The 21,247-nt window shown below is 37.3% G+C and carries 9 protein-coding genes and 2 pseudogenes; 10 read left to right on the forward strand and 1 reads right to left on the reverse strand.

The features are described from left to right. The first annotated feature begins 693 nt into the window (after positions 1-693). Positions 694-1,506: an inositol monophosphatase family protein gene (locus tag ETSB_RS01770; RefSeq protein ID WP_044105931.1), complete on the forward strand. Its 813-nt coding sequence runs from the start codon at positions 694-696 to the stop codon at positions 1,504-1,506. Positions 1,507-1,693: 187 nt separating this feature from the next. Here ETSB_RS01770 and ETSB_RS10785 read toward each other — a convergent pair. After that, a pseudogene (locus tag ETSB_RS10785) lies at positions 1,694-2,190 on the reverse strand (carbohydrate ABC transporter permease); the annotation flags it as partial. A 95-nt stretch (positions 2,191-2,285) separates the two neighbouring features. Between ETSB_RS10785 and ETSB_RS09110 the strand changes: the two are divergent. From ETSB_RS09110 to ETSB_RS01815, 9 genes and pseudogenes are all read left to right on the forward strand, one after another. Then, positions 2,286-2,543, forward strand: a complete 258-nt coding sequence (locus ETSB_RS09110) for a hypothetical protein (protein ID WP_044105933.1) — start codon at positions 2,286-2,288, stop codon at positions 2,541-2,543. Positions 2,544-3,320: 777 nt separating this feature from the next. After that, positions 3,321-4,808: an Asp-tRNA(Asn)/Glu-tRNA(Gln) amidotransferase subunit GatB gene (gene gatB, locus ETSB_RS01785; RefSeq protein ID WP_044105934.1), complete on the forward strand. Its 1,488-nt coding sequence runs from the start codon at positions 3,321-3,323 to the stop codon at positions 4,806-4,808. Positions 4,809-5,677: 869 nt separating this feature from the next. Continuing rightward, complete coding sequence (metH, locus tag ETSB_RS01790; RefSeq protein ID WP_044105935.1) at positions 5,678-9,256, forward strand: methionine synthase; 3,579 nt, start codon at positions 5,678-5,680, stop codon at positions 9,254-9,256. Between the two features lie 339 nt (positions 9,257-9,595). Next, positions 9,596-9,772 (forward strand): annotated as a pseudogene (locus tag ETSB_RS10200) (class I SAM-dependent methyltransferase); the annotation flags it as partial. Between the two features lie 1,223 nt (positions 9,773-10,995). After that, on the forward strand, positions 10,996-12,216 hold the full coding sequence (gene ispG, locus ETSB_RS01795; protein ID WP_044105937.1) for a (E)-4-hydroxy-3-methylbut-2-enyl-diphosphate synthase: 1,221 nt from the start codon (positions 10,996-10,998) through the stop codon (positions 12,214-12,216). Positions 12,217-12,337: 121 nt separating this feature from the next. Next, a complete protein-coding gene (gene rpsT / locus ETSB_RS01800; protein WP_044105938.1) occupies positions 12,338-12,631 on the forward strand; it encodes a 30S ribosomal protein S20 in 294 nt (97 codons plus the stop codon). 175 nt (positions 12,632-12,806) lie between these two features. Beyond that, a complete protein-coding gene (locus ETSB_RS01805; protein ID WP_044105939.1) occupies positions 12,807-13,595 on the forward strand; it encodes a TatD family hydrolase in 789 nt (262 codons plus the stop codon). Positions 13,596-13,633: 38 nt separating this feature from the next. Further along, positions 13,634-16,942, forward strand: a complete 3,309-nt coding sequence (rpoB, locus tag ETSB_RS01810) for a DNA-directed RNA polymerase subunit beta (RefSeq protein WP_044105940.1) — start codon at positions 13,634-13,636, stop codon at positions 16,940-16,942. A gap of 83 nt (positions 16,943-17,025) precedes the next feature. Further along, positions 17,026-20,961: a DNA-directed RNA polymerase subunit beta' gene (locus tag ETSB_RS01815; protein WP_044105941.1), complete on the forward strand. Its 3,936-nt coding sequence runs from the start codon at positions 17,026-17,028 to the stop codon at positions 20,959-20,961. Positions 20,962-21,247 lie beyond the last annotated feature (286 nt).

Genomic DNA, 21,247 nt, shown 5'->3' on the forward strand with positions numbered 1-21,247 from the left:
ATCATACTTAACCTATATTAATAAATATGGGTTTAAATTTTGTTTTTTTTGAAAAGAGTAGGCAATAGATGTATTTAATGAATTACATAATTACCAAAAATAAATATATATTACAATTTCCTCTAAGGTTAGCAAAACTAGATCTGATTACTTTTTTAGAAAACTTTTAAGAAAAAGTTTGTATATATTGGAAAATATTTTTTTATCAAACCTAAATAACTTAGTTATTATAGATACTTTGTTGGTAGTTAATAGCTTATAAAAATTAGTTTTTGTAAAAGATTTATTTATGAATTAAAATTTTACGTATTTTTTTATAAATTTACTTAAAGTTAAATAAATTAGATAATAAAATATTAACTAATCCCAGGATTTATTAAAAATTTATAAATTATAAACTTACATATCTATTGATTTAGATCCGTAAGTTTATAGTAGCAGATTTAACTCTATCTAGTGAATATCTCTGTTACTATGTAGACTCGTAAGTACAGAGTTAATATTTCTAGGTTTAAATTCTTCTTGTTCTACTATAAGCCATCAAAATCAACTGGCTATCCCTCGTTCACGGTTGGGTTGAGTGTCATATTTTTGTCACATGCTTGTAACATTTTTTATCTACAATGAAGTATCCCTGTCATTACTTAGTTTTGACATAGACAAGATTAATAATAACAATATCGGAAGCTATTTATGACTGATCTAGTTCAACAACTCAACATTATTAATGAACTTGCTGATGTTTCAGGAAAAGTTATTAACCAATATTTTAGAAAACCTAATATTGAGACTGAAACAAAAAACTCTGACCGCTCTTCTATTGTCACTATTGCTGATCGCGCTGCTGAAGAAGCAATGGTCGAAATTTTGCGGCAAAGAGCCTCACTTGATGGGATAATTCGAGAAGAAGGGGATAATATTCCCTCCCAAAATGGTCGTTATTGGGTACTTGATCCCATTGATGGAACCTCATCTTTTGTCAAAGGATTACCTATATTTGGGACATTAATAGGGTTAGTAGATCAGACTTATAACGTTCCTCTACTGGGTTGTATGAATCAACCTATTTTACAGAAAAGATGGCTGGGAATACATGGAGAACCACCTACTTTGAATGGAAGACTGGTCAAAAATTTATACGGGAAACTAACTGATAGTCACTTAGAAGACGCCTGTCTAGCCTCAACGACTCCCATGATGTTCGTCACTAAAAGACAACAAATGATTGCGGCTAAATTACAAGATGTTTGTAAACGAATAGCTTTTGGAGGAGACTGTTACAACTATGTATCGCTAGCCAGTGGATGGAGTTCTATACCAATGGTCATCCTAGAATCGGATCTTAAGTACTACGATTTTTGTGCTTTAATTCCCATTATTGAAGGAGCTGGATGTATTATAACTGACTGGTCAGGAAATCCACTTAATCGTCAATCGACAGAGGTTTTGGCGGCCTCTAACAAAACGTTACATGAACAAGCTTTAGCGGTCATAAATTGTCAATAATAAAGCCTTCAATTTAATTTAAAATCTACCTGACTATCTTCTATATAAAGACATAGTAGTTAAGACCTGACATAACCGGCGGCGAGAATTACTCACATAAAATAGCGTTGTTGTAGAGCAAAATACCATTAACAGCACATTCATGGTAATAAATAATCATGCTGTAAGCTGCTGTAAATAAATACTAATTATGACCGCGAGAACCTACTATATTATTTAGTTGAATGGTAACAGTGGCAACATCAGGAGTTCTACCAAGATAGACTAAATCGTTCCAAACCCAAAGCTATTGAAATGAAACACGGTAAAAGAGACTAAGTCCTGCATAGAAAAGGGAACAATAAGTTTAGTGAAAATTTTGAGATGAGATGCCCCATCAACCTTAGCTGTTTCTATCAGATCCTTAAGTAATGCCCCAATATAGTTGCGTAACAAATAAATACCGAGGAGTAACCCATAACCAGTATGTGATAACCAGATCCCTAAAAAAGTATTAGACAAACCGAAGTATAGATATATTTACAAAATGGGAATAAGAGTTGTTTGTAGAGAAATCACTAATAAAAAGACCACAATAATAAACAAAAATTGTTGTTGAGATAATTCCATCCAGGCAAAAATATAAGCAGCGAAAGCGCTGATAGCGAGAGTAATTACAGTTGCAGTAATTGAAATTGTTAAACTTTTTTAAAATGCCTATCCCATCCCCTAAGATTGAATCACGTCTATCTAGATTTAACCATGTCTTAGGATAAACGTCTTGTAATTGTTCAGGGGTCATGAAGTTTGTCAGGGGAATCAATTTTCTTTCTCTAGCAAAATCGGACATAAACCCTGGTTGGGGAAACATAGCTAAGTCTGGGGTATTTGCTGAATCAACACGAATGGGTAAGGTAGGAGCAAAAGTATCTATCCCTTCATATACCACTTCAATTTCAATACCTGTTTATTCGGTGAAAGGGGCTAACACTTGTTCAAGTTTTTCTTTTCGATTGATTCAGGGGTTGACAACTTACCAAAAGAGAAACCCTGATTAATAAGGAAGAAAGTGTAGCTGTCTTAAAAGATTGTTTAAAATTTTTTTAGTAGCTAATCAAACAGAATCAATATTGTCAAAAAGAGGAGCAGAGGTTTTAAGTAAATTTTAAACTGCAAAAATACAAGAAGTGATAAGGTGATAATATATTATTTTATATGCGTTATTATAGTTATATATATCAATATATACAGTTGCTTTATAGGGTTAGTAGCCAATAATATTTTTCTCATTACTAAGAGATTAATGTAGTTAATAAATACATATTTAGCCATTTTATTTTAGCTTTTAAGATTTAATTTGACAAAGCTTCTCTCATCAGTTAGTAATTAGGTTTTCTTGGACATTAATCTAGAATAATTTTATAATTTATTTTAATAAAATTTTACGTTTTTCATAAAAAATATTTATTTAATATGTTATTTAATTCTATGTTTTTCGATAATTTTATATATTAATAGCTATACAATGTTTCCTTTTACTCTAATAAATATAGATATTCCAGTGGATATGTCTGCCGTAAATATTTTTTAATAAGAACGATGAAAGTTATCTACGTCAAAAAATTGTATATTGCATTCTACCGTCATGATCATGAGCGTAACTACGATAAGTACAACATAAAGTGTAAGTTATTATAGATTTATAGATTCTTTAATTTTATAAAAACATGTTAGGATAATTCGTGAACTTTGTTTTACATTCGACTTTAGTATTCAGTTAAAATCAATAAGTTGTTCTCAAGTTCTAACATAAACTAAAGTATCATTAACAAAATATGACTACTGCAACCCCCATTCAAACTGAATACGAAGCCGTTATCGGGTTAGAAACCCATTGTCAACTTAACACCAGCAGTAAAATTTTCTGCACCTGTTCAACTAAATTTGACAGTCCTCCCAACACTAATATTTGTCCGGTTTGTTTGGGCTATCCGGGGGTTTTGCCTGTCCTCAACAAAGAAGTTGTAACCTCTGCGGGTAGGTTAGGGCTAGCAATCGATGGAAAAATTGCTCTGTATAATAAATTTGACCGTAAACAATATTTTTACGCTGATCTACCCAAGAATTACCAAATTTCTCAATACGATCTTCCCATCGTTGAACACGGTTCTCTTGAAATTGAATTAGTGGACAAAAAAAACAAAGAAGTTACCCGTAAAATTATTGGTATAACTCGTTTACACATGGAAGAAGATGCCGGAAAATTAGTTCACGCAGGAAGTGATCGTCTATCAGGATCAACTCACTCTTTAGTAGACTTTAACCGGACAGGTATTCCTTTACTTGAAATTGTTTCAGAACCTGACTTGCGCTCAGGACGAGAGGCAGCAGAATACGCCCAAGAGTTACGTCGTTTAGTCCGTTATTTAGGCATCAGTGATGGTAACATGCAAGAGGGTTCCTTGCGTTGTGATGTTAATATTTCTGTTCGTCCTATGGGACAAAAAGAGTTTGGAACCAAGATAGAAATAAAAAATATGAATTCTTTCAATGCCATCCAAAAGGCTATTGAATACGAAATTAAACGGCAAATTGAGACCTTAGAAAGGGGTGAATTGCTATTCCAAGAAACTCGTCTTTGGGAAGAGAAAAATCAGTGTACCGTTAGTATGAGGAAAAAAGAAGGAGCTAGTGACTATCGTTACTTTCCCGAACCTGATATTCCTCCCTTAGAGATATCTCCCGAACAATTAGAAAATTGGCGAAAAACTATTCCCGAACTTCCTGCTCAAAAACGGAAACGTTATGAGAAAAAATTAGGAATTTCTGCTTATGATGCTCGTGTTATAACTGATGATCTAAATATAGCCGATTTTTATGAAAAAGCTGTAGAGACTGGGGCTGATGCTAAGTTAGTGGCTAATTGGGTAACCCAAGATATTGCCGCCTATTTAAATAATAGTAAGTTAGACATAACTGAAATTGCCTTGAAACCAGTTAATTTAGGGGAGTTAATACGACTTATTGAAAAGGAAATCATTAGTGGTAAAATTGCAAAAGAAATCCTTCCAGAACTATTAGAAAAAGGTGGATCACCAGAAAAATTAGTTAAGGCTAAAGGGATTACCCAAATTTCTGATATAAAAGAAATTGAAAAAATCATTGATGAAATATTGTTGGCTAACCCTAACGAACTTGAAAAGTTCCGCAATGGAAAACCTAAGTTAAAAAGTTTTTTTATCGGTCAAGTAATGAAAAAAACAGGTGGACGGGCCGATCCTAAATTAACAAATCAGTTAGTGGAAAAAAAATTGAAAGACTAGGTATTTAAATAAATCTTTCTAGTTTATAAAATGGGATGATTATAAAATCACCTTCTTCAAGAATTTTACCTATTATGTCTAGTTCAAGTGCATACTAGTTGAGTTGTTAGTCAGACACGTATCCACACGAATGAAAAACTCATCAGGGGTTACTTTTCTGTACACCGCTAGATATTATATTTTTACTAAAACAAGCACGCAAACTTTAATTTAGAGAGGATCAAAGATAGCTTATATAGTACAATTAAGGTTCTTACTCTGTTTTTTTTATCTCCCTCAAGAATTTATACGGAAGTCCTTTGATTTGGTGTAGCATATAGCTACACCAAGCGCTCTCTTTCGTTAATAAACACAAGTTAATCCGAAAAATAGTTGGACTATATTAGTCTATCTTAGACAAGAGAAAAGATTAGTATTGTAAGTTAGTTCACTATCTGTATGATACAGTTAGGATGGCATTAGTAATAGATATGAACTTTTTCGCTTTGCAAAGAGATGTGTTGTTAAAAATAGCGCTGAATAATGAATGATTGTGGGCGAAATTGCCAAAATATTATAATGAGTCTGTCTCCGTCTCTATTTGTCTTGTCAAGGTAAATAGAGACGGAACTTCCCAAGTTGGTCCCAACTATAGTTTACATACATTGAGAGAAAACTCTGTGTATTAGAATTCGCCACTGTAATGAGTGTGAATACTTCACGCTACTGGATATATCAGCTAGTCAAGATATTAAAAATAAAGAAATATCTGCACTTTTAGGCATAATATGCCTAAAAGTCTCTATTGACTCGAAGCCTTCGGCTCTGCTGACAAGAGCTGTGTCAAAATAAGATTGAAGTTCTAACCTGCTATTTTAAAGTGTAGTTCTATGAGTAATGCTTTCTTTAACCATCTTCGAAGTCCTAAACGCCCTGTTATTGTCTTTGACGGTGCAACAGGGACTTCATTACAAACTCAAAATTTAACTGCTGAGGACTTTGGAGGATCTGAATATGAAGGGTGCAACGAATACCTAGTTCTAACCAAACCAGAAGCAGTTGAAAAAGTACATAGAGAGTTTTTGGAAGCTGGTGCAGATGTTATTGAAACTAATTCTTTTGGAGGAACATCGATTGTCCTTGCTGAATATAATTTAGCAGACAAAGCCTATGATCTAAATAAAAAAGCGGCTGAACTGGCAAAAAATCTTGCAGCTAAATATTCGACTTCTGAAAAACCCCGTTTTGTAGCAGGTTCAATTGGACCAGGAACCAAACTACCCACTTTAGGACATGTTGAGTTTGATACTCTCAAAAACTCATACATCGAACAAGTAGAAGGATTATATGATGGTGGAGCAGATTTATTAATTATTGAAACTTGCCAGGATGTATTACAAATTAAAGCAGTTTTAAACGCTATCGAAGAGGTTTTGCGCCAAAAATGTGACCGTTTACCAATTATGGTTTCAATCACAATGGAAGTAATGGGAACGATGTTAGTAGGGACAGAAATAGGCGCCGCATTAGCTATTCTAGAACCTTATAAAATTGATATTTTGGGACTTAATTGTGCTACAGGACCAGAACAGATGAAAGAACATATTAGATACTTATCTAAACATTCCCCCTTTATAATTTCTTGTATTCCCAATGCTGGGTTACCCGAAAACATTGGTGGACAAGCACATTATCGCTTAACTCCAATAGAATTAAAAATGGCGTTAATGCACTTTATTGAAGATTTAGGGGTACAAATTATCGGAGGATGTTGTGGAACTCGTCCTGATCATATCAAAGCGTTAACAGAACTTTCCCATAGTTTAAGACCTAAAAAACGCCACCCCCATTATGAAGCTTCTGCTGCTTCAATTTATAGTGCACAACCTTATAATCAAGATAACTCATTCCTAATTATAGGAGAAAAATTAAACGCTAGTGGCTCTAAAAAATGTCGTACTTTACTTAATAAAGAAGACTGGGACAGCCTCATATCTCTAGCAAAATCTCAAGTAAAAGAAGGCTCACATATACTTGATGTTAACGTAGATTATGTCGGAAGAGATGGGGTACAAGACATGCGAACATTAGTTTCCTCTCTTATTAAGAATATAACCTTACCTTTAATGCTTGATTCGACAGAATGGCAGAAAATGGAGGCAGGGCTAAAGGTAGCAGGAGGTAAATGTATCCTCAATTCTACTAACTATGAGGATGGGGAGGTACGCTTTTTAAAAGTATTAGAGTTAGCAAAGAATTATGGTGCAGGAGTCGTGATAGGAACTATTGATGAAGACGGAATGGGGCGAACTAAAGATAAAAAATTTGAGATTGCAGAACGAGCTTATAATACAGCAATAGAGTATGGAATACCTGCCCATGAACTTTTTTTTGATACGTTAGCATTACCTATTTCTACAGGTATAGAAGAAGATAGAAAAAACGGAGAAGCAACTATTGAATCTATCAAGCTTATTCGAAAAAAATTGCCAGGGTGTCATATTGTACTGGGAATTTCTAATATTTCCTTTGGCTTAAATCCCGCAGCACGACAGATATTAAACTCTATATTTTTATATGAAGCAGTGCAAGCAGGATTGGATGCTGCTATTGTTAGCGCAAATAAAATATTACCCCTCACAAAAATAGAGCCAGAACATCAAAAAGTATGTCGGGATTTAATTTACGATCTACGAAAATTTGATAAAGATATCTGTACCTATGATCCTTTAACGAAATTGACGGAATTATTTCTAGGGAAGACTACGAAAAAAGATGCCACGAAAATAACCAATCTTTCTCTAGAAGAACGACTTAAACAGCATATTATTGATGGAGAAAGGGTTGGTTTAGAAGAAGCCTTAAAACAAGCATTAAAACAATATCATCCCCTCGATATTATCAACATATTTCTTCTTAATGGAATGAAAGTAGTAGGTGAATTATTTAGTTCGGGACAAATGCAGTTGCCCTTTGTGTTACAATCTGCCCAAACAATGAAAGCTGCGGTAGCTTTTCTAGAACCTTTAATGGATAAAGAAGAAAGTGGTAATGACAATGGAAAAGGTAAGTTTATCATTGCAACTGTCAAAGGAGATGTTCATGATATTGGCAAAAACTTGGTTGACATTATCCTTTCCAATAATGGCTATAAAGTGATTAATCTAGGGATTAAACAACCGGTTGAAAATATTATTCAAGCTTACGAAGAGCATAAACCTGATTGCATTGCAATGAGTGGTCTACTCGTTAAATCAACAGCATTTATGAAAGATAATTTAGAAGTCTTTAATGAGCGTGGAATTAATGTTCCTGTGATTCTAGGAGGAGCTGCTTTAACCCCAAAATTTGTCTACGAAGACTGTCAAAATATTTATAAAGGCAAAGTTGTTTATGGGAAAGATGCTTTCTCCGATTTATCCTTTATGGATACATTGATGCCAGCAAAATCAATTGGAAGCTGGAATAATTCCCAAGGATTTTTAGGAGAATTAAAAGAAAAAAATAGCATCTTTCAAAAAGAAAGAGGAAAAAAAACAGCAGAAAAATTTTTGGAAAAAGATGGTAAATCTATTTCCATGGAAACTCCACAAGTTATTGACACAAAACGATCAGAAGATGTAAAAATAATAGACCCTGTTTCCCCTCCTTTCTGGGGAACTAAGATTTTAAATTCAGAAGACTTAAATATCAGTGAAATATTCTGGTATTTAGATTTACAAGCGTTAATTGCAGGTCAATGGCAATTTCGTAAGCCTAAAGAACAATCACGGGAAGAATACCATCAATTTTTAGTGAAGAAAGTTTATCCTATTTTAGAAGACTGGAAACAAAAAATTATTACAGAAAATTTATTGCATCCTACAGTGACGTATGGTTACTTTCCCTGTCAGTCTGAAGGAAATCAATTGTTAGTTTATGATCCCGAGATTATCCAAAACTTAGACGGAAAAATACCTAAAAATCTAGAGCCTATTTGGATAATTGAATTTCCTCGCCAAAAATCCGGTCGTCGCTTGTGTATTGCAGATTTTTTCACTCCTAAAGAATTAGGATTAACTGATGTATTCCCAATGCAAGCAGTTACTGTTGGAGAAATTGCAACAGAATACGCACAGAAACTCTTCGCCGATAATGATTATACAAATTATCTTTATTTTCATGGTATGGCTGTTCAAACGGCCGAAGCATTAGCTGAATGTATACACTCTAAAATTCGTCGAGAATTAGGCTTTGGGCAGAAAGAGCCGGATAATATTCGAGAAATGTTACAACAGCACTATCAAGGTTCTCGTTATAGCTTTGGGTATCCTGCTTGTCCCAATATTCAGAATCAATATAAACAATTAGAGGTCTTAGGATGCAATCGCATCAACATGTACATGGATGAGAGTGAACAAATGTATCCTGAACAGTCTACAACAGCAATTATTACTTATCACCCTGTTGCTAACTATTTCAGTGCATAAGTTAACTACTTGTCTATGATCTATCAAAACTCGCCTTCTGCTACATAAATTTTAAAAATTTTTGAGCCCCTCGCCCCAGTTTACAATAGATATAAACAACGTTTTAAGTTTAGAGCAACATCGTACCTGGAAGCTAATAGCTATTAAATGAATTCAACCTCAATCAGGGGATAAAAGATTATACGTCTGCTGTGGAAGTTGAGATTTAGCCTAATTATTAGCTTATCAAGTCGAAAAACCGGGTAAAGTGATGGGATGATATTTTTTCCGGAAACAACTGGCGATCATTTGTCAATTATTTTTAATATCAATCAAGTGGACTGAAAAAATGTCCTTAATTTACTATTTGAGAATCAGAAATTGAACTGTGTCACCATGATCTATGGATTACAAAACTTAACTAATACTCCCTATTGCTTACAGAAATTAAAACGTGTATATCGTGTCCTAAAACTAGACTCACAAGTTATTTTACTTGACTTTCATCGTTCTCGACAGCCCAAAAATTTGGCTTAACCTAAGAATATATCTACATTAATTCCAGTTTGGGGAGATTTTCACCCCAACTCAACAGGTTAAATTAGCCTATGACATAGGATTTATCTATGCAATCTATTATTCTATTGTCATAGGCATGATGAGGGTATTAGTTGCCATAAAGTAAAATTATATATAGAAAACAAGAGAAGAAAATTTAATAATTGCTTTCTATCTCCTCATTTATTTTTTTTAAAACTATGTCATCTTGTTTAATGTTTAAACAATCAATTTATATTAAATATAGTGAACTATTGTGCAATCATATATTGTAGGTCTAAAATTAATACACTGTTATTTAAATTCTATTTCTAAGTGTTAACTTTTTAAGAAATGGTCAATATAAATTGGCGTAAAAGGGTTTTTTATTAAAATACTTTTTATTAATCCAACTTGATTTAGTAAAGTTTTAGAAAAATAACCAGGGTAAATTATTAGAAATTTTAAGTAATTGGTGAAAAAATGATATCGATAGCAATGTAAATTAATAGTCAACAAAATTATATCAATCAACCGATCTAAATTTAAAATGATTAATTTTGTTGTCCCTTAGAGACTCAGTACATTTACGATGATTAAGACTGAACAAGATATATACGAGCAACAAAGAGTAATTAAAAATTATCGATTATAAAAAATACACTTGCCTTTGGAGAGGAGATTATAGTGTCTTAAAATTTTATGTAAGGAGTAAACAACTGTTACTCTCTGTAACAGTAAGCAAAGACAATAAACAACTACTGTAAAAAACTTAAATCTAAAAATATAAAGACTTACTTTTAATTTCATGAATCCTCTGATTTTCTTAATAAAAGTAAAATTACTACTAAGTAGAATGTTGAACTAATCTGGATTATATTCTTGTTTTATTTAAATAATTTTCAAGTACCTTTTTTTTGAGTTTGATTAGTCTTTATATAATACAATTACCCTTTTATGATATTTAGTTTTATAATATAGTATAGATTTTTTTTGTATATCTATTTTTTTTATTTTTAAAAACAAGACATAGAGTAATTTTTATCTTTGCTATTTATAAATATATAGCTATTTTTTAGAAGTTTATTTTTTTTTGAAAGGTTTTTTCTATTACCTATTTTTGAAATAATTACAATATCAAATATTAAAAAATGAAAAATATGTCCTTAATCAATTAAAATAAATTCTTAGAATAGTCCCTAAACAACCTATCTGGACAGACTATGAAAACCCTGGAAACCTCTAAGCTTTTAAAATCCTCTGCTCCTGAATTTAACACTGCTATTCATCGTCGCAAAACCTGTCCCGTCCCAGTGGGAGATATCATCATTGGGGAAGGTTATCCTGTGGTGGTGCAATCAATGATTAATGAGGACACCCTAAATATTGATGGGTCAGTCACTGCTATTCGGCGTTTACATGAAATTGGCTGTGAAATTATTCGAGTCACTGTTCCTAGTATGGCCCATGCCAAAGCCTTAGCAGAGATTAATAAGAAACTTACTCAAGTCTATCAACGGGTTCCCCTAGTGGCTGACGTGCACCACAATGGCATGAGAATTGCTCTGGAAGTCTCTAGGCACGTAGATAAAGTTCGTATTAATCCTGGATTATATGTCTTCGAGAAACCTAATCCCACCCGTGGTGAATACACACAAGCTGAATTTGATGAAATTGGTGAAAAAATTGCCGACACATTGAAGCCCTTAGTTATTTTATTGAAAAAACAGGGTAAAGCTATGCGAGTTGGAGTTAATCACGGTTCCTTAGCTGAAAGAATGTTGTTTACTTATGGGGACACTCCCGAAGGAATGGTAGAATCAGCCCTGGAATTTATCCATATTTGTGAATCTCTAGATTTTCACAGAATAATCGTCTCGCTCAAATCATCCCGTGTTCCTGTGATGTTAGCCGCCTATCGCTTGATGGTTAAACGAATGGATGACCTAGGAATGGACTATCCCCTACATTTAGGAGTCACAGAAGCTGGAGATGGTGAATATGGAAGAATTAAATCTACTGTCGGAATTGGAACTCTCTTAGCTGAAGGAATTGGGGATACTATTCGCGTTTCCTTGACTGAAGCCCCTGAGAAAGAAATTCCTGTTTGTTATAACATCCTCCAGTCCTTGGGATTACGTAAGACCATGGTAGAGTACATCGCTTGTCCTTCGTGTGGCCGGACTCTGTTTGATTTGGAAAAAGTCCTGCACAAAGTACGAGAAGCCACCAAACATTTGACAGGGTTAGACATTGCAGTGATGGGTTGTATTGTCAATGGGCCAGGAGAAATGTCCGATGCAGACTATGGTTATGTTGGGAAACAAGCCGGATACATTTCTTTATATAGGGGGCGAGAAGAGATCAAAAAAGTTCCTGAAGACCGAGGCGTTCAAGAATTAATTGAGTTGATAAAAATTGATGGCCGTTGGGTTGACCCTTAAGAAAATTTAAATCTATCAGAGTTTTTAGCTTGTAATTTTTATGGAAGAAATGTTATCATAATTCTTCCGTGTTAAAAGTTAGCATTGTTAGACATTTAGCAATCTGTTGTAGGAAACGACTGTGGCCAACTCGAAGTCTGCACTTAAACGTATTGATATTACCGAACGCAACCGACTACGCAATAAAGCGTACCGATCGGCACTGAGAACTTTAATGAAAAAACATTTTAAAGCTGTAGAGGAGTACGCAGCAAACCCCACCTCTGACAACAAAACAGTTGCTGATGAGTCTTTATCAGCAGCCTACAGCAAAATAGACAAAGCCGTCAAACGGAGAGTTTTACATAAAAACAATGGAGCCAGGAAAAAAGCTCGTTTGGCTAAAGCTTTCAAGGAAGTTGCTATGGTTTCTTAATATAGATTAGTTTTTGAGTTAAATAAGACATATTAGAGATAGAGAATAGGACAAGAGAGTTAGGACAAGTTAAAACCTACACTTCCTTGATAAACCGAAAACAACCGCAAACAGGTCAGTATTGATTTCTCTAGTCTAGGAGACTTAGCTGAGCAGTCGGCTTACGATTAACCAGATGCAACTTATTGATACCCATGTCCACATTAACTTCGACGTCTTTGAGCAAGAACTCAATTTACTCCAAACTCGTTGGCAGGAGGCCGGAGTCGTTCACCTGGTTCATTCGTGTGTTGAACCTAAGGAGTTTAAGGGAATACAAGCTCTAGCGGATCGTTTTCGAAATCAACTGTCCTTTTGTGTGGGATTACACCCGCTAAATGCTTACAAATGGACAGTAACAACCTATGAAGAAATTCTTGTGGCAGCCCAGTCAGATCCGAGAGTGGTAGCTATTGGAGAAATAGGGCTAGACTTTTATAAAGCAGATAATCAAGACTGGCAAAAACAAGTATTAGAAGCTCAACTGGCTATTGCTTATAAACTCGATAAGCCAGTTGTTATCCACTGTCGGAACGCCGCGGTTAACCTCCGAGAAATATTGAAGTTATTTTGTACTAATCAAGGCCCAGTACGAGGGGTAATTCATTGTTGGAATGGAACTCCCGAAGAAACCCAATGGTTTTTAGATTTAGGATTTTACATAAGTTTCAGTGGCATTGTCACCTTTAAGAGAGCTACTCAACTTAAGGAAAGTGTGTTGGTTGTACCAAGGGATCGTCTTCTCATCGAAACTGACTGTCCCTTCCTTGCCCCCGTACCCAAACGGGGAAAACGTAATGAACCATCCTATGTTCGTTATGTTGCCGAATTTCTAGCCCAATGGCGGGGGGTGTCCTTAGAAAGTCTGGCTCGAAAAACTACCCAAAATGCCTGCCAACTATTTCAATTATCGATAGCTCACTAAGTGTTGATAATGAACAATTAACTCGGTGATAAAGCGCAATGACTAATTTAATCTATAACTATGATTTACTCCCAGACTTGATAGAAATTCAACGATCAAGTTTTGTGTGGTTTTTAGAAGAGGGATTGATCGAAGAGCTCAACAGCTTTTCCCCCATCACAGACTATACTGGGAAGTTGGAATTACATTTTTTAGGAGAAAACTATAAACTTAAACAACCGAAATATGATGTTGATGAAGCGAAACGACGTGATAGTACTTATTCAGTACAAATGTATGTTCCGACCCGTTTAATTAACAAAGAAACTGGGGAAATTAAAGAACAAGAAGTATTTATTGGTGATTTGCCCTTAATGACCGAACGGGGAACCTTCATTATAAATGGAGCAGAACGGGTGATTGTAAACCAGATTATACGGTCTCCCGGGGTTTATTACAAAGCAGAAACTGATAAGAATGGACGACGAACCTATTCAGGTTCTTTAATCCCTAACCGAGGAGCTTGGTTAAAGTTTGAAACCGATAAAAATGGATTAGTGTGGGTTAGAATTGATAAAACGCGCAAACTGTCGGCTCAAGTATTACTTAAAGCCATTGGTTTGAGTGACTCGGAAATTTTAGATTCTTTACGCCACCCTGATTTTTATCAACAAACCCTGGATAAAGAAGGGAATCCTAGTGAAGAAGAAGCTCTGCTGGAATTGTATCGCAAATTGCGTCCAGGAGAACCTCCGACCGTAAGTGGGGGACAACAACTACTTGATTCACGTTTTTTTGACAGTAAAAGGTATGATTTGGGACGTGTAGGACGTTATAAGCTTAATAAAAAACTACGTCTAAATACGGCTGATACCATTCGGGTCTTGAGATCGGAAGATATTTTGTCCGCGATCGATTACTTAATTAATTTAGAATTCGATATTGGTAATACTGATGATATCGATCACTTAGGAAATCGTCGAGTACGCTCCGTGGGAGAACTGCTGCAAAATCAGGTAAGAGTTGGGTTAAATCGTCTAGAAAGGATTATTCGAGAACGGATGACAGTCAGTGAGTCGGATAGCCTCACTCCTGCTTCCTTAGTCAATCCTAAACCCTTAGTAGCTGCTATTAAGGAATTTTTTGGTTCTTCCCAACTGTCCCAATTTATGGATCAAACCAATCCCCTAGCAGAATTAACCCATAAACGCCGAATCTCTGCCCTAGGTCCTGGAGGATTGACTCGGGAAAGAGCCGGCTTTGCCGTCAGAGATATTCATCCATCCCACCACGGGCGAATCTGTCCTGTAGAAACACCTGAAGGACCTAATGCTGGGCTGATTGGCTCCTTAGCTACCTATGCTAGAGTTAACTCCTATGGATTTATTGAAACTCCCTACTATAAGGTGGAGAATAGCCGGGTAAGGCGAGATTTAAACCCAGTGTACTTAACCGCTGATGAAGAAGACGATCTACGGGTTTGTCCTGGGGATGCAGCCACTGATGAAGAGGGTAACATCTTAGGCGATACAGTCCCTATTCGTTACCGTCAAGAATTTTCCACCACCAGTCCAGCTCAGGTAGATTATATCGCCGTCTCTCCGGTGCAGATTGTCTCAGTAGCTACTTCCATGATTCCTTTCCTCGAACATGATGACGCCAACCGTGCTCTGATGGGGTCAAATATGCAACGCCAAGCGGTTCCTCTTCTACGTCCAGAACGTCCCCTAGTGGGTACTGGATTAGAAGCACAAGCAGCGCGAGATTCAGGAATGGTAATCGTCAGCCGCACCAATGGGATTGTGACCTATGTAGATGCTTCAGAAATTCGAGTTCGAGTCACAGGACCGGAAAACCACGAAAAATTAGGCGATGAAATCGTCTATCTTCTGCAAAAGTATCAACGGTCTAACCAGGATACTTGTTTAAATCAACGTCCGTTGGTTTATGTTAATGAGGATGTTGTCCCCGGCCAAGTGTTGGCTGATGGCTCAGCTACAGAAGGAGGAGAATTAGCCCTTGGGCAAAACATACTTGTCGCTTATATGCCCTGGGAAGGCTACAACTACGAAGATGCCATCCTGATTAGTGAGCGACTGGTATACGACGATGTTTATACCAGTATTCACGTTGAAAAGTACGAGATTGAATCCCGACAGACTAAGTTGGGTCCGGAAGAGATTACCCGAGAAATTCCTAATGTTGGGGAAGATGCGCTAAGAAGTCTTGACGAACAAGGAATCATCCGGGTTGGGGCTTGGACAGATGCTGGAGATATTTTGGTGGGGAAAGTAACCCCCAAAGGAGAATCGGACCAACCACCCGAAGAAAAGCTGCTGCGTGCAATTTTTGGAGAAAAAGCCAGGGATGTACGGGATAACTCTCTACGTGTTCCCAACGGAGAGAAAGGTCGTGTAGTTGATGTACGGGTATTTACCCGTGAACAAGGAGATGAATTGCCCCCAGGAGCCAACATGGTCGTTAGGGTTTATGTCGCTCAAAAGCGAAAAATCCAAGTAGGGGATAAAATGGCAGGTCGTCATGGGAATAAAGGGATTATTTCCCGAATTATGCCTATTGAAGATATGCCTTATCTTCCCGATGGTCGTCCTGTCGATATTGTGCTTAATCCTCTAGGAGTTCCTTCAAGGATGAATGTTGGTCAAGTTTTTGAATGCCTACTGGGTTGGGCAGGAGAAAATTTAGGAGTTCGGTCTAAGATTACTCCCTTTGACGAAATGTATGGAGCCGAAGCGTCGCGAAATACCGTTTATGGTTTGTTGAAAAAGGCCTCACAAAAACATAAACGAAGTTGGATTTATCAGCCAGAAAATCCCGGAAAAATACAGGTGTTTGATGGACGCACAGGAGAGCCTTTTGATCGCCCAGTCACTGTCGGTCAGGTCTATATGTTGAAACTGGTCCACCTAGTGGATGATAAAATTCATGCTCGCTCAACTGGTCCTTATTCCTTAGTGACCCAACAACCTCTCGGGGGGAAGGCCCAACAAGGGGGACAACGGTTTGGAGAAATGGAGGTGTGGGCTTTAGAAGCCTACGGTGCGGCTTATACTCTTCAGGAATTATTAACCGTCAAGTCTGACGATATGCAAGGACGGAATGAGGCCCTCAATGCAATCGTTAAAGGTAAACCTATTCCTGAACCAGGAACCCCTGAGTCCTTCAAAGTGTTGATGCGCGAATTACAATCCTTGGGCTTAGATATTGCCGTTCATAAAGTAGAGACTTCAGCTGATGGAACTAGCCGAGACGTGGAAGTTGACTTGATGGTGGATACCCAACGTAGGACACCGAATCGTCCTACATATGAATCGTTAACCACCAAAGACCTTGAAGAAGAAGCCTAAACGGTGAATAGTAAGCAAGAATTAACCAAAATGGCAATCTAAAGCTTAACTATCAACTATTAACTGTTAACACATCAAAAAATATGACATTCTATAATCACATCGTTGATAAAGGTCGTTTAAAAAAGTTAATTGCTTGGGCTTACCGAAACTATGGGTCTACGAAAAGCTCTCAAATGGCTGATAATTTAAAAGATTTAGGATTTCGCTATGCCACCAAAGCTGGAGTGTCAATTAGCATTGATGACTTAACAATTCCTCCCACTAAAAAGGGATTACTCGATAGTGCTGAGCAATCAATACGTGCCACTCAAGATCGCTATGCTAAAGGAGAAATTACTGAGGTTGAACGCTTTACTAAAGTAATTGACACTTGGAATAGTATATCAGAAGAATTAAAAAATGAAGTAATTCGTAATTTTCAAGAAACCGATCCCCTCAATTCGGTATATATGATGGCATTTTCCGGCGCACGAGGAAATATGAGTCAAGTCCGTCAATTAGTAGGAATGCGGGGCTTAATGGCCGATCCTCAAGGGGAAATTATTGACTTACCCATTAAAACCAACTTCCGAGAAGGGTTAACCGTAACAGAATACGTGATTTCTTCCTATGGAGCACGTAAAGGATTAGTAGATACGGCATTACGAACAGCCGACTCAGGCTATTTAACTCGTCGTTTAGTGGATGTTTCCCAAGATGTGATTGTGAGGGAATTAGACTGTGGAACTAAGCGGGGACTAAAAGTGGTTGCCATGAAAGATGGTGATCGTGTCAAAATTCCCCTAGCAGACCGTTTATTAGGACGGGTACTAGCTGAAGATATTGTCGTAGATGGGCAAGTGTTAGCTCAGCGCAATCAAAGTATTGATCCAGAACTTGCTTCCTTGATTAGTGAACATGTCGAAGAAGTCATGGTGCGATCTCCTTTGACCTGTGAGGCAGCTCGCTCAGTCTGTCAGCAGTGCTATGGTTGGAGTTTAGCTGCTGGTCGCCTCGTGGATTTAGGGGAAGCAGTAGGTATTATTGCTGCTCAATCTATCGGAGAACCAGGAACGCAATTAACTATGCGGACTTTCCACACTGGAGGAGTCTTTACCGGGGAAGTAGCCAGGGTAATCAAAGCTCCCAACAACGGAACCGTAACTTGGGGAAAAGGATTGAGCACTCGTAAAGTACGGACTCGTCATGGAGATGAAGCCTTTCAAGTAGAAATTGCAGGGGATATCATTTGGACTCCAAACGGCTCAGGGAAAAAAGTAGCCAACTCCGTTACCCCAGGCTCCTTTATCTTTGTGGCTGATGGAACGGAAGTTGGCCCAGACCAGCTATTAGCTGAAGTGACTAATGCACGGATACAAAAGTCAACTGAACGGGCAACCAAAGATGTAACCACTGATTTAGCAGGGGAAGTGCTTTTTGCCCAATTAATGCCAGAAGAAAAAACAGATCGCCAGGGAAATAGCACCCGTACTGCTCAACGAGGGGGGTTACTGTGGGTGCTGTCAGGGCAAGTCTATAACTTGCCGCCAGCAGCAGAACCCGTTGTCGCTAATGGAGATAAGGTTAAACCGGGGACGATTTTGGCAGAAACGAAATTAGTCTCAGTCAGTGGGGGTGTAGTGCGCACTGTAACTGGTAGTCGTGAAATTGAGATTATTACAGCCTCAGTTCTATTAGATGAAGCTGAAGTCAAGATGGAAGGTACCGGAAGTCGAGAACAATATGTTATACATACAGCCGAAGGACAGCAGTTTTTATTGTTGGCAGCTCCTCAAACCAAAGTACAAAATCATTCCATCATTGCTGAATTAATTGATGATCGCTATCAGACTAATACTGGCGGAATTTTACGCTATGGTGGCATTGAAGTATCCAAAGGAAGTCGCAAGACAGGGTATGAAATAACTAAGGGGGGAAGTTTGTTATGGATTCCTGAAGAAACTCATGAAGTTAATAAAGATATTTCATTACTATTATCCGAGGATGGGCAGTTTGTTGAAGCAGGAACTGAAGTCGTCAAAGATATTTTCTGTGCCAGCAGTGGAGTGGTCGAAGTAGTTCAAAAAAATGATATTCTTCGAGAAATTATTATTAAACCGGGAGACTTTTACTTTGATGTTGACCCAGATAAAGTTAGCATTGAAAACGGCGCATTAATTCCTCCAGGAACTCAAGTGTTATCTGATGTTACTACTGGAAGTCTGTGTCAAGGAGAATGGATTGAAAGTCCCGATGGATTAGGCTTGCTGCTGCGTCCAGTTGAAGAATATCTTGTTTCAGACGAACCACTAGCTCCTTCTCAAGGATCCATTAATGACGATCAGGGACGGACTATTGAGTTAGTTCCTTGTCAAAAACTATTTTTTAAAGACGGAGAACGAGTTAAGTCAGTCGATGGCACCCAGTTGTTAAGTACGCAGCTAGTTTTAGAAATTTATCAGAAAGAATCGGAACATGGAACAAATCTCGTAGCTGACATTGAACTAAAAACTGATGAAAACGCTAACTGTCAACGATTACAGTTAGTTATTTTAGAATCTTTGGTTTTACGTCGAGATCTTGATAGTGATCCTCATGGAGGCAAGATCCAAACTAATATACTGGTATCCAATGGAGAGCAAATTCCCCCTGGGGCTGTGGTGGCTAAGACAGAAATTCAGTCTACTTCTATCGGTGAAGTACGAGGAATTAAGCAAGGAATTGAAGCAATTCGCCGAATTTTAGTAGTACGGGATGACGACTTAGAAACCATTACTGTTGACAAAAAACCCATAGTTAGGCCAGAAGACTTAATGGTAGCTGATGCTGAATTAGCCGCCGGCGTCAAAGTACAGTCGTCGGGACGGGTGGTAGCTGTCTCCCAAACTCAGGATAATTCAGGGTTTGAGGTTGTTTTACGTAGAGCTCGGCCTTATAGGGTCTCTCCTGGAGCTATTTTGCATATTGACGATGGAGATTTAGTCCAACGGGGGGATAATTTAGTCATATTGGTGTTTGAACGTTCTAAAACTGGGGATATCATCCAAGGACTGCCTCGAATTGAGGAATTGTTAGAAGCTCGTAAGCCGAAGGAGAGTTGTATACTAGCTCGAAAACCAGGTATTACTCAAGTTGAGTATTCAGATGATGAAATGGTGGATGTAAAGATTATTGAAGATGACGGAACAGTGAGTGAATACCCCATTCTTCCTCCCCAGAATGTGATGGTGTCTGATGGAACTCGTGTGGAAGTTGGTGATCAATTAACCGATGGACCGGCAAATCCTCATGAAATCCTAGAAGTATTTTTTGATTATTACGTGGACTTGCTAGGGGTTTATGGAGCTGCTGTTAAGGGATTACGAGCTGCCCAAAAATTCTTAGTAAATCAAGTACAAATGGTTTATCAGTCACAAGGGATTGATATTTCTGATAAGCATATTGAAGTCATTGTTCGCCAGATGACCGCTAAGGTTCGGGTAGATGATGGAGGAGATACCACCATGTTACCGGGGGAATTAGTTGAGTTGCGCCAAATTGAACAGGTCAATGAAGCGATGGCTATCACAGGAGGTGCGCCCGCTCGATATACCCCAATTCTTTTGGGAATTACCAAAGCTTCCTTAAATACAGACTCGTTTATTAGTGCGGCTTCTTTTCAAGAGACAACTAGGGTTTTGACCGAGGCAGCGATAGAGGGTAAATCTGACTGGTTACGGGGTCTCAAAGAAAATGTGATTATCGGTCGTTTAATTCCAGCGGGAACAGGTTTTCATACCCATGAGGAGCTCTCCATGGGGAATGTAGAAATCGACTCAGAACGGTTATCTCGTGTTACTGCATATAACAAGAGTGAATCAGAAAAATCTTGCTCATGGGAGTCCTTCGTTTCTTCCTCAGACTCTAACTCATCAGAACACTTATTAAAGTCCAATTTAGATGAAGTAGATGAGGATATGGTTCTTGATGATAATATTGCCCGTGCTTACACTAAATCTGATATCCCTTGGGAACTTGATTCTAATACTACAGAGTAAGATTACTTAGATTAACGTGAGTTTAACTTAGAGATTTTATTAACCCCTCAAACCAGTCCTTCAGTCTTATGGAAGGACTGGTTTGAGGGAAATTTATTTATTGACCTGTTGTTAATAGTGGGAGAATTACTAGCTTTTCAGCTAATAACTTACCTTCAGGTAAAGAACTGTAAAATCAAGTAAATCATTAATATAACCTCAGTTCGATGTTAGAAGTTAGGTTATATTATAGGAATATGAAGATAAAGCATCATTAATATTAATACTTAATTGTTGTTAAACAAGC

This window comes from cyanobacterium endosymbiont of Epithemia turgida isolate EtSB Lake Yunoko (genome assembly GCF_000829235.1).
Lineage (GTDB): Bacteria > Cyanobacteriota > Cyanobacteriia > Cyanobacteriales > Microcystaceae > Rippkaea.

Coding starts and splice junctions, on each gene's coding strand:
- ETSB_RS09110 (WP_044105933.1), top strand. CDS start 2,286: ATGAAGTTTGTCAGGGGAATCAATTTTCTTTCTCTAGCAAAATCGGAC.
- ETSB_RS01770 (WP_044105931.1), top strand. CDS start 694: ATGACTGATCTAGTTCAACAACTCAACATTATTAATGAACTTGCTGAT.
- ETSB_RS01815 (WP_044105941.1), top strand. CDS start 17,026: ATGACATTCTATAATCACATCGTTGATAAAGGTCGTTTAAAAAAGTTA.
- gatB (WP_044105934.1), top strand. CDS start 3,321: ATGACTACTGCAACCCCCATTCAAACTGAATACGAAGCCGTTATCGGG.
- ispG (WP_044105937.1), top strand. CDS start 10,996: ATGAAAACCCTGGAAACCTCTAAGCTTTTAAAATCCTCTGCTCCTGAA.
- rpoB (WP_044105940.1), top strand. CDS start 13,634: ATGACTAATTTAATCTATAACTATGATTTACTCCCAGACTTGATAGAA.
- metH (WP_044105935.1), top strand. CDS start 5,678: ATGAGTAATGCTTTCTTTAACCATCTTCGAAGTCCTAAACGCCCTGTT.
- ETSB_RS01805 (WP_044105939.1), top strand. CDS start 12,807: ATGCAACTTATTGATACCCATGTCCACATTAACTTCGACGTCTTTGAG.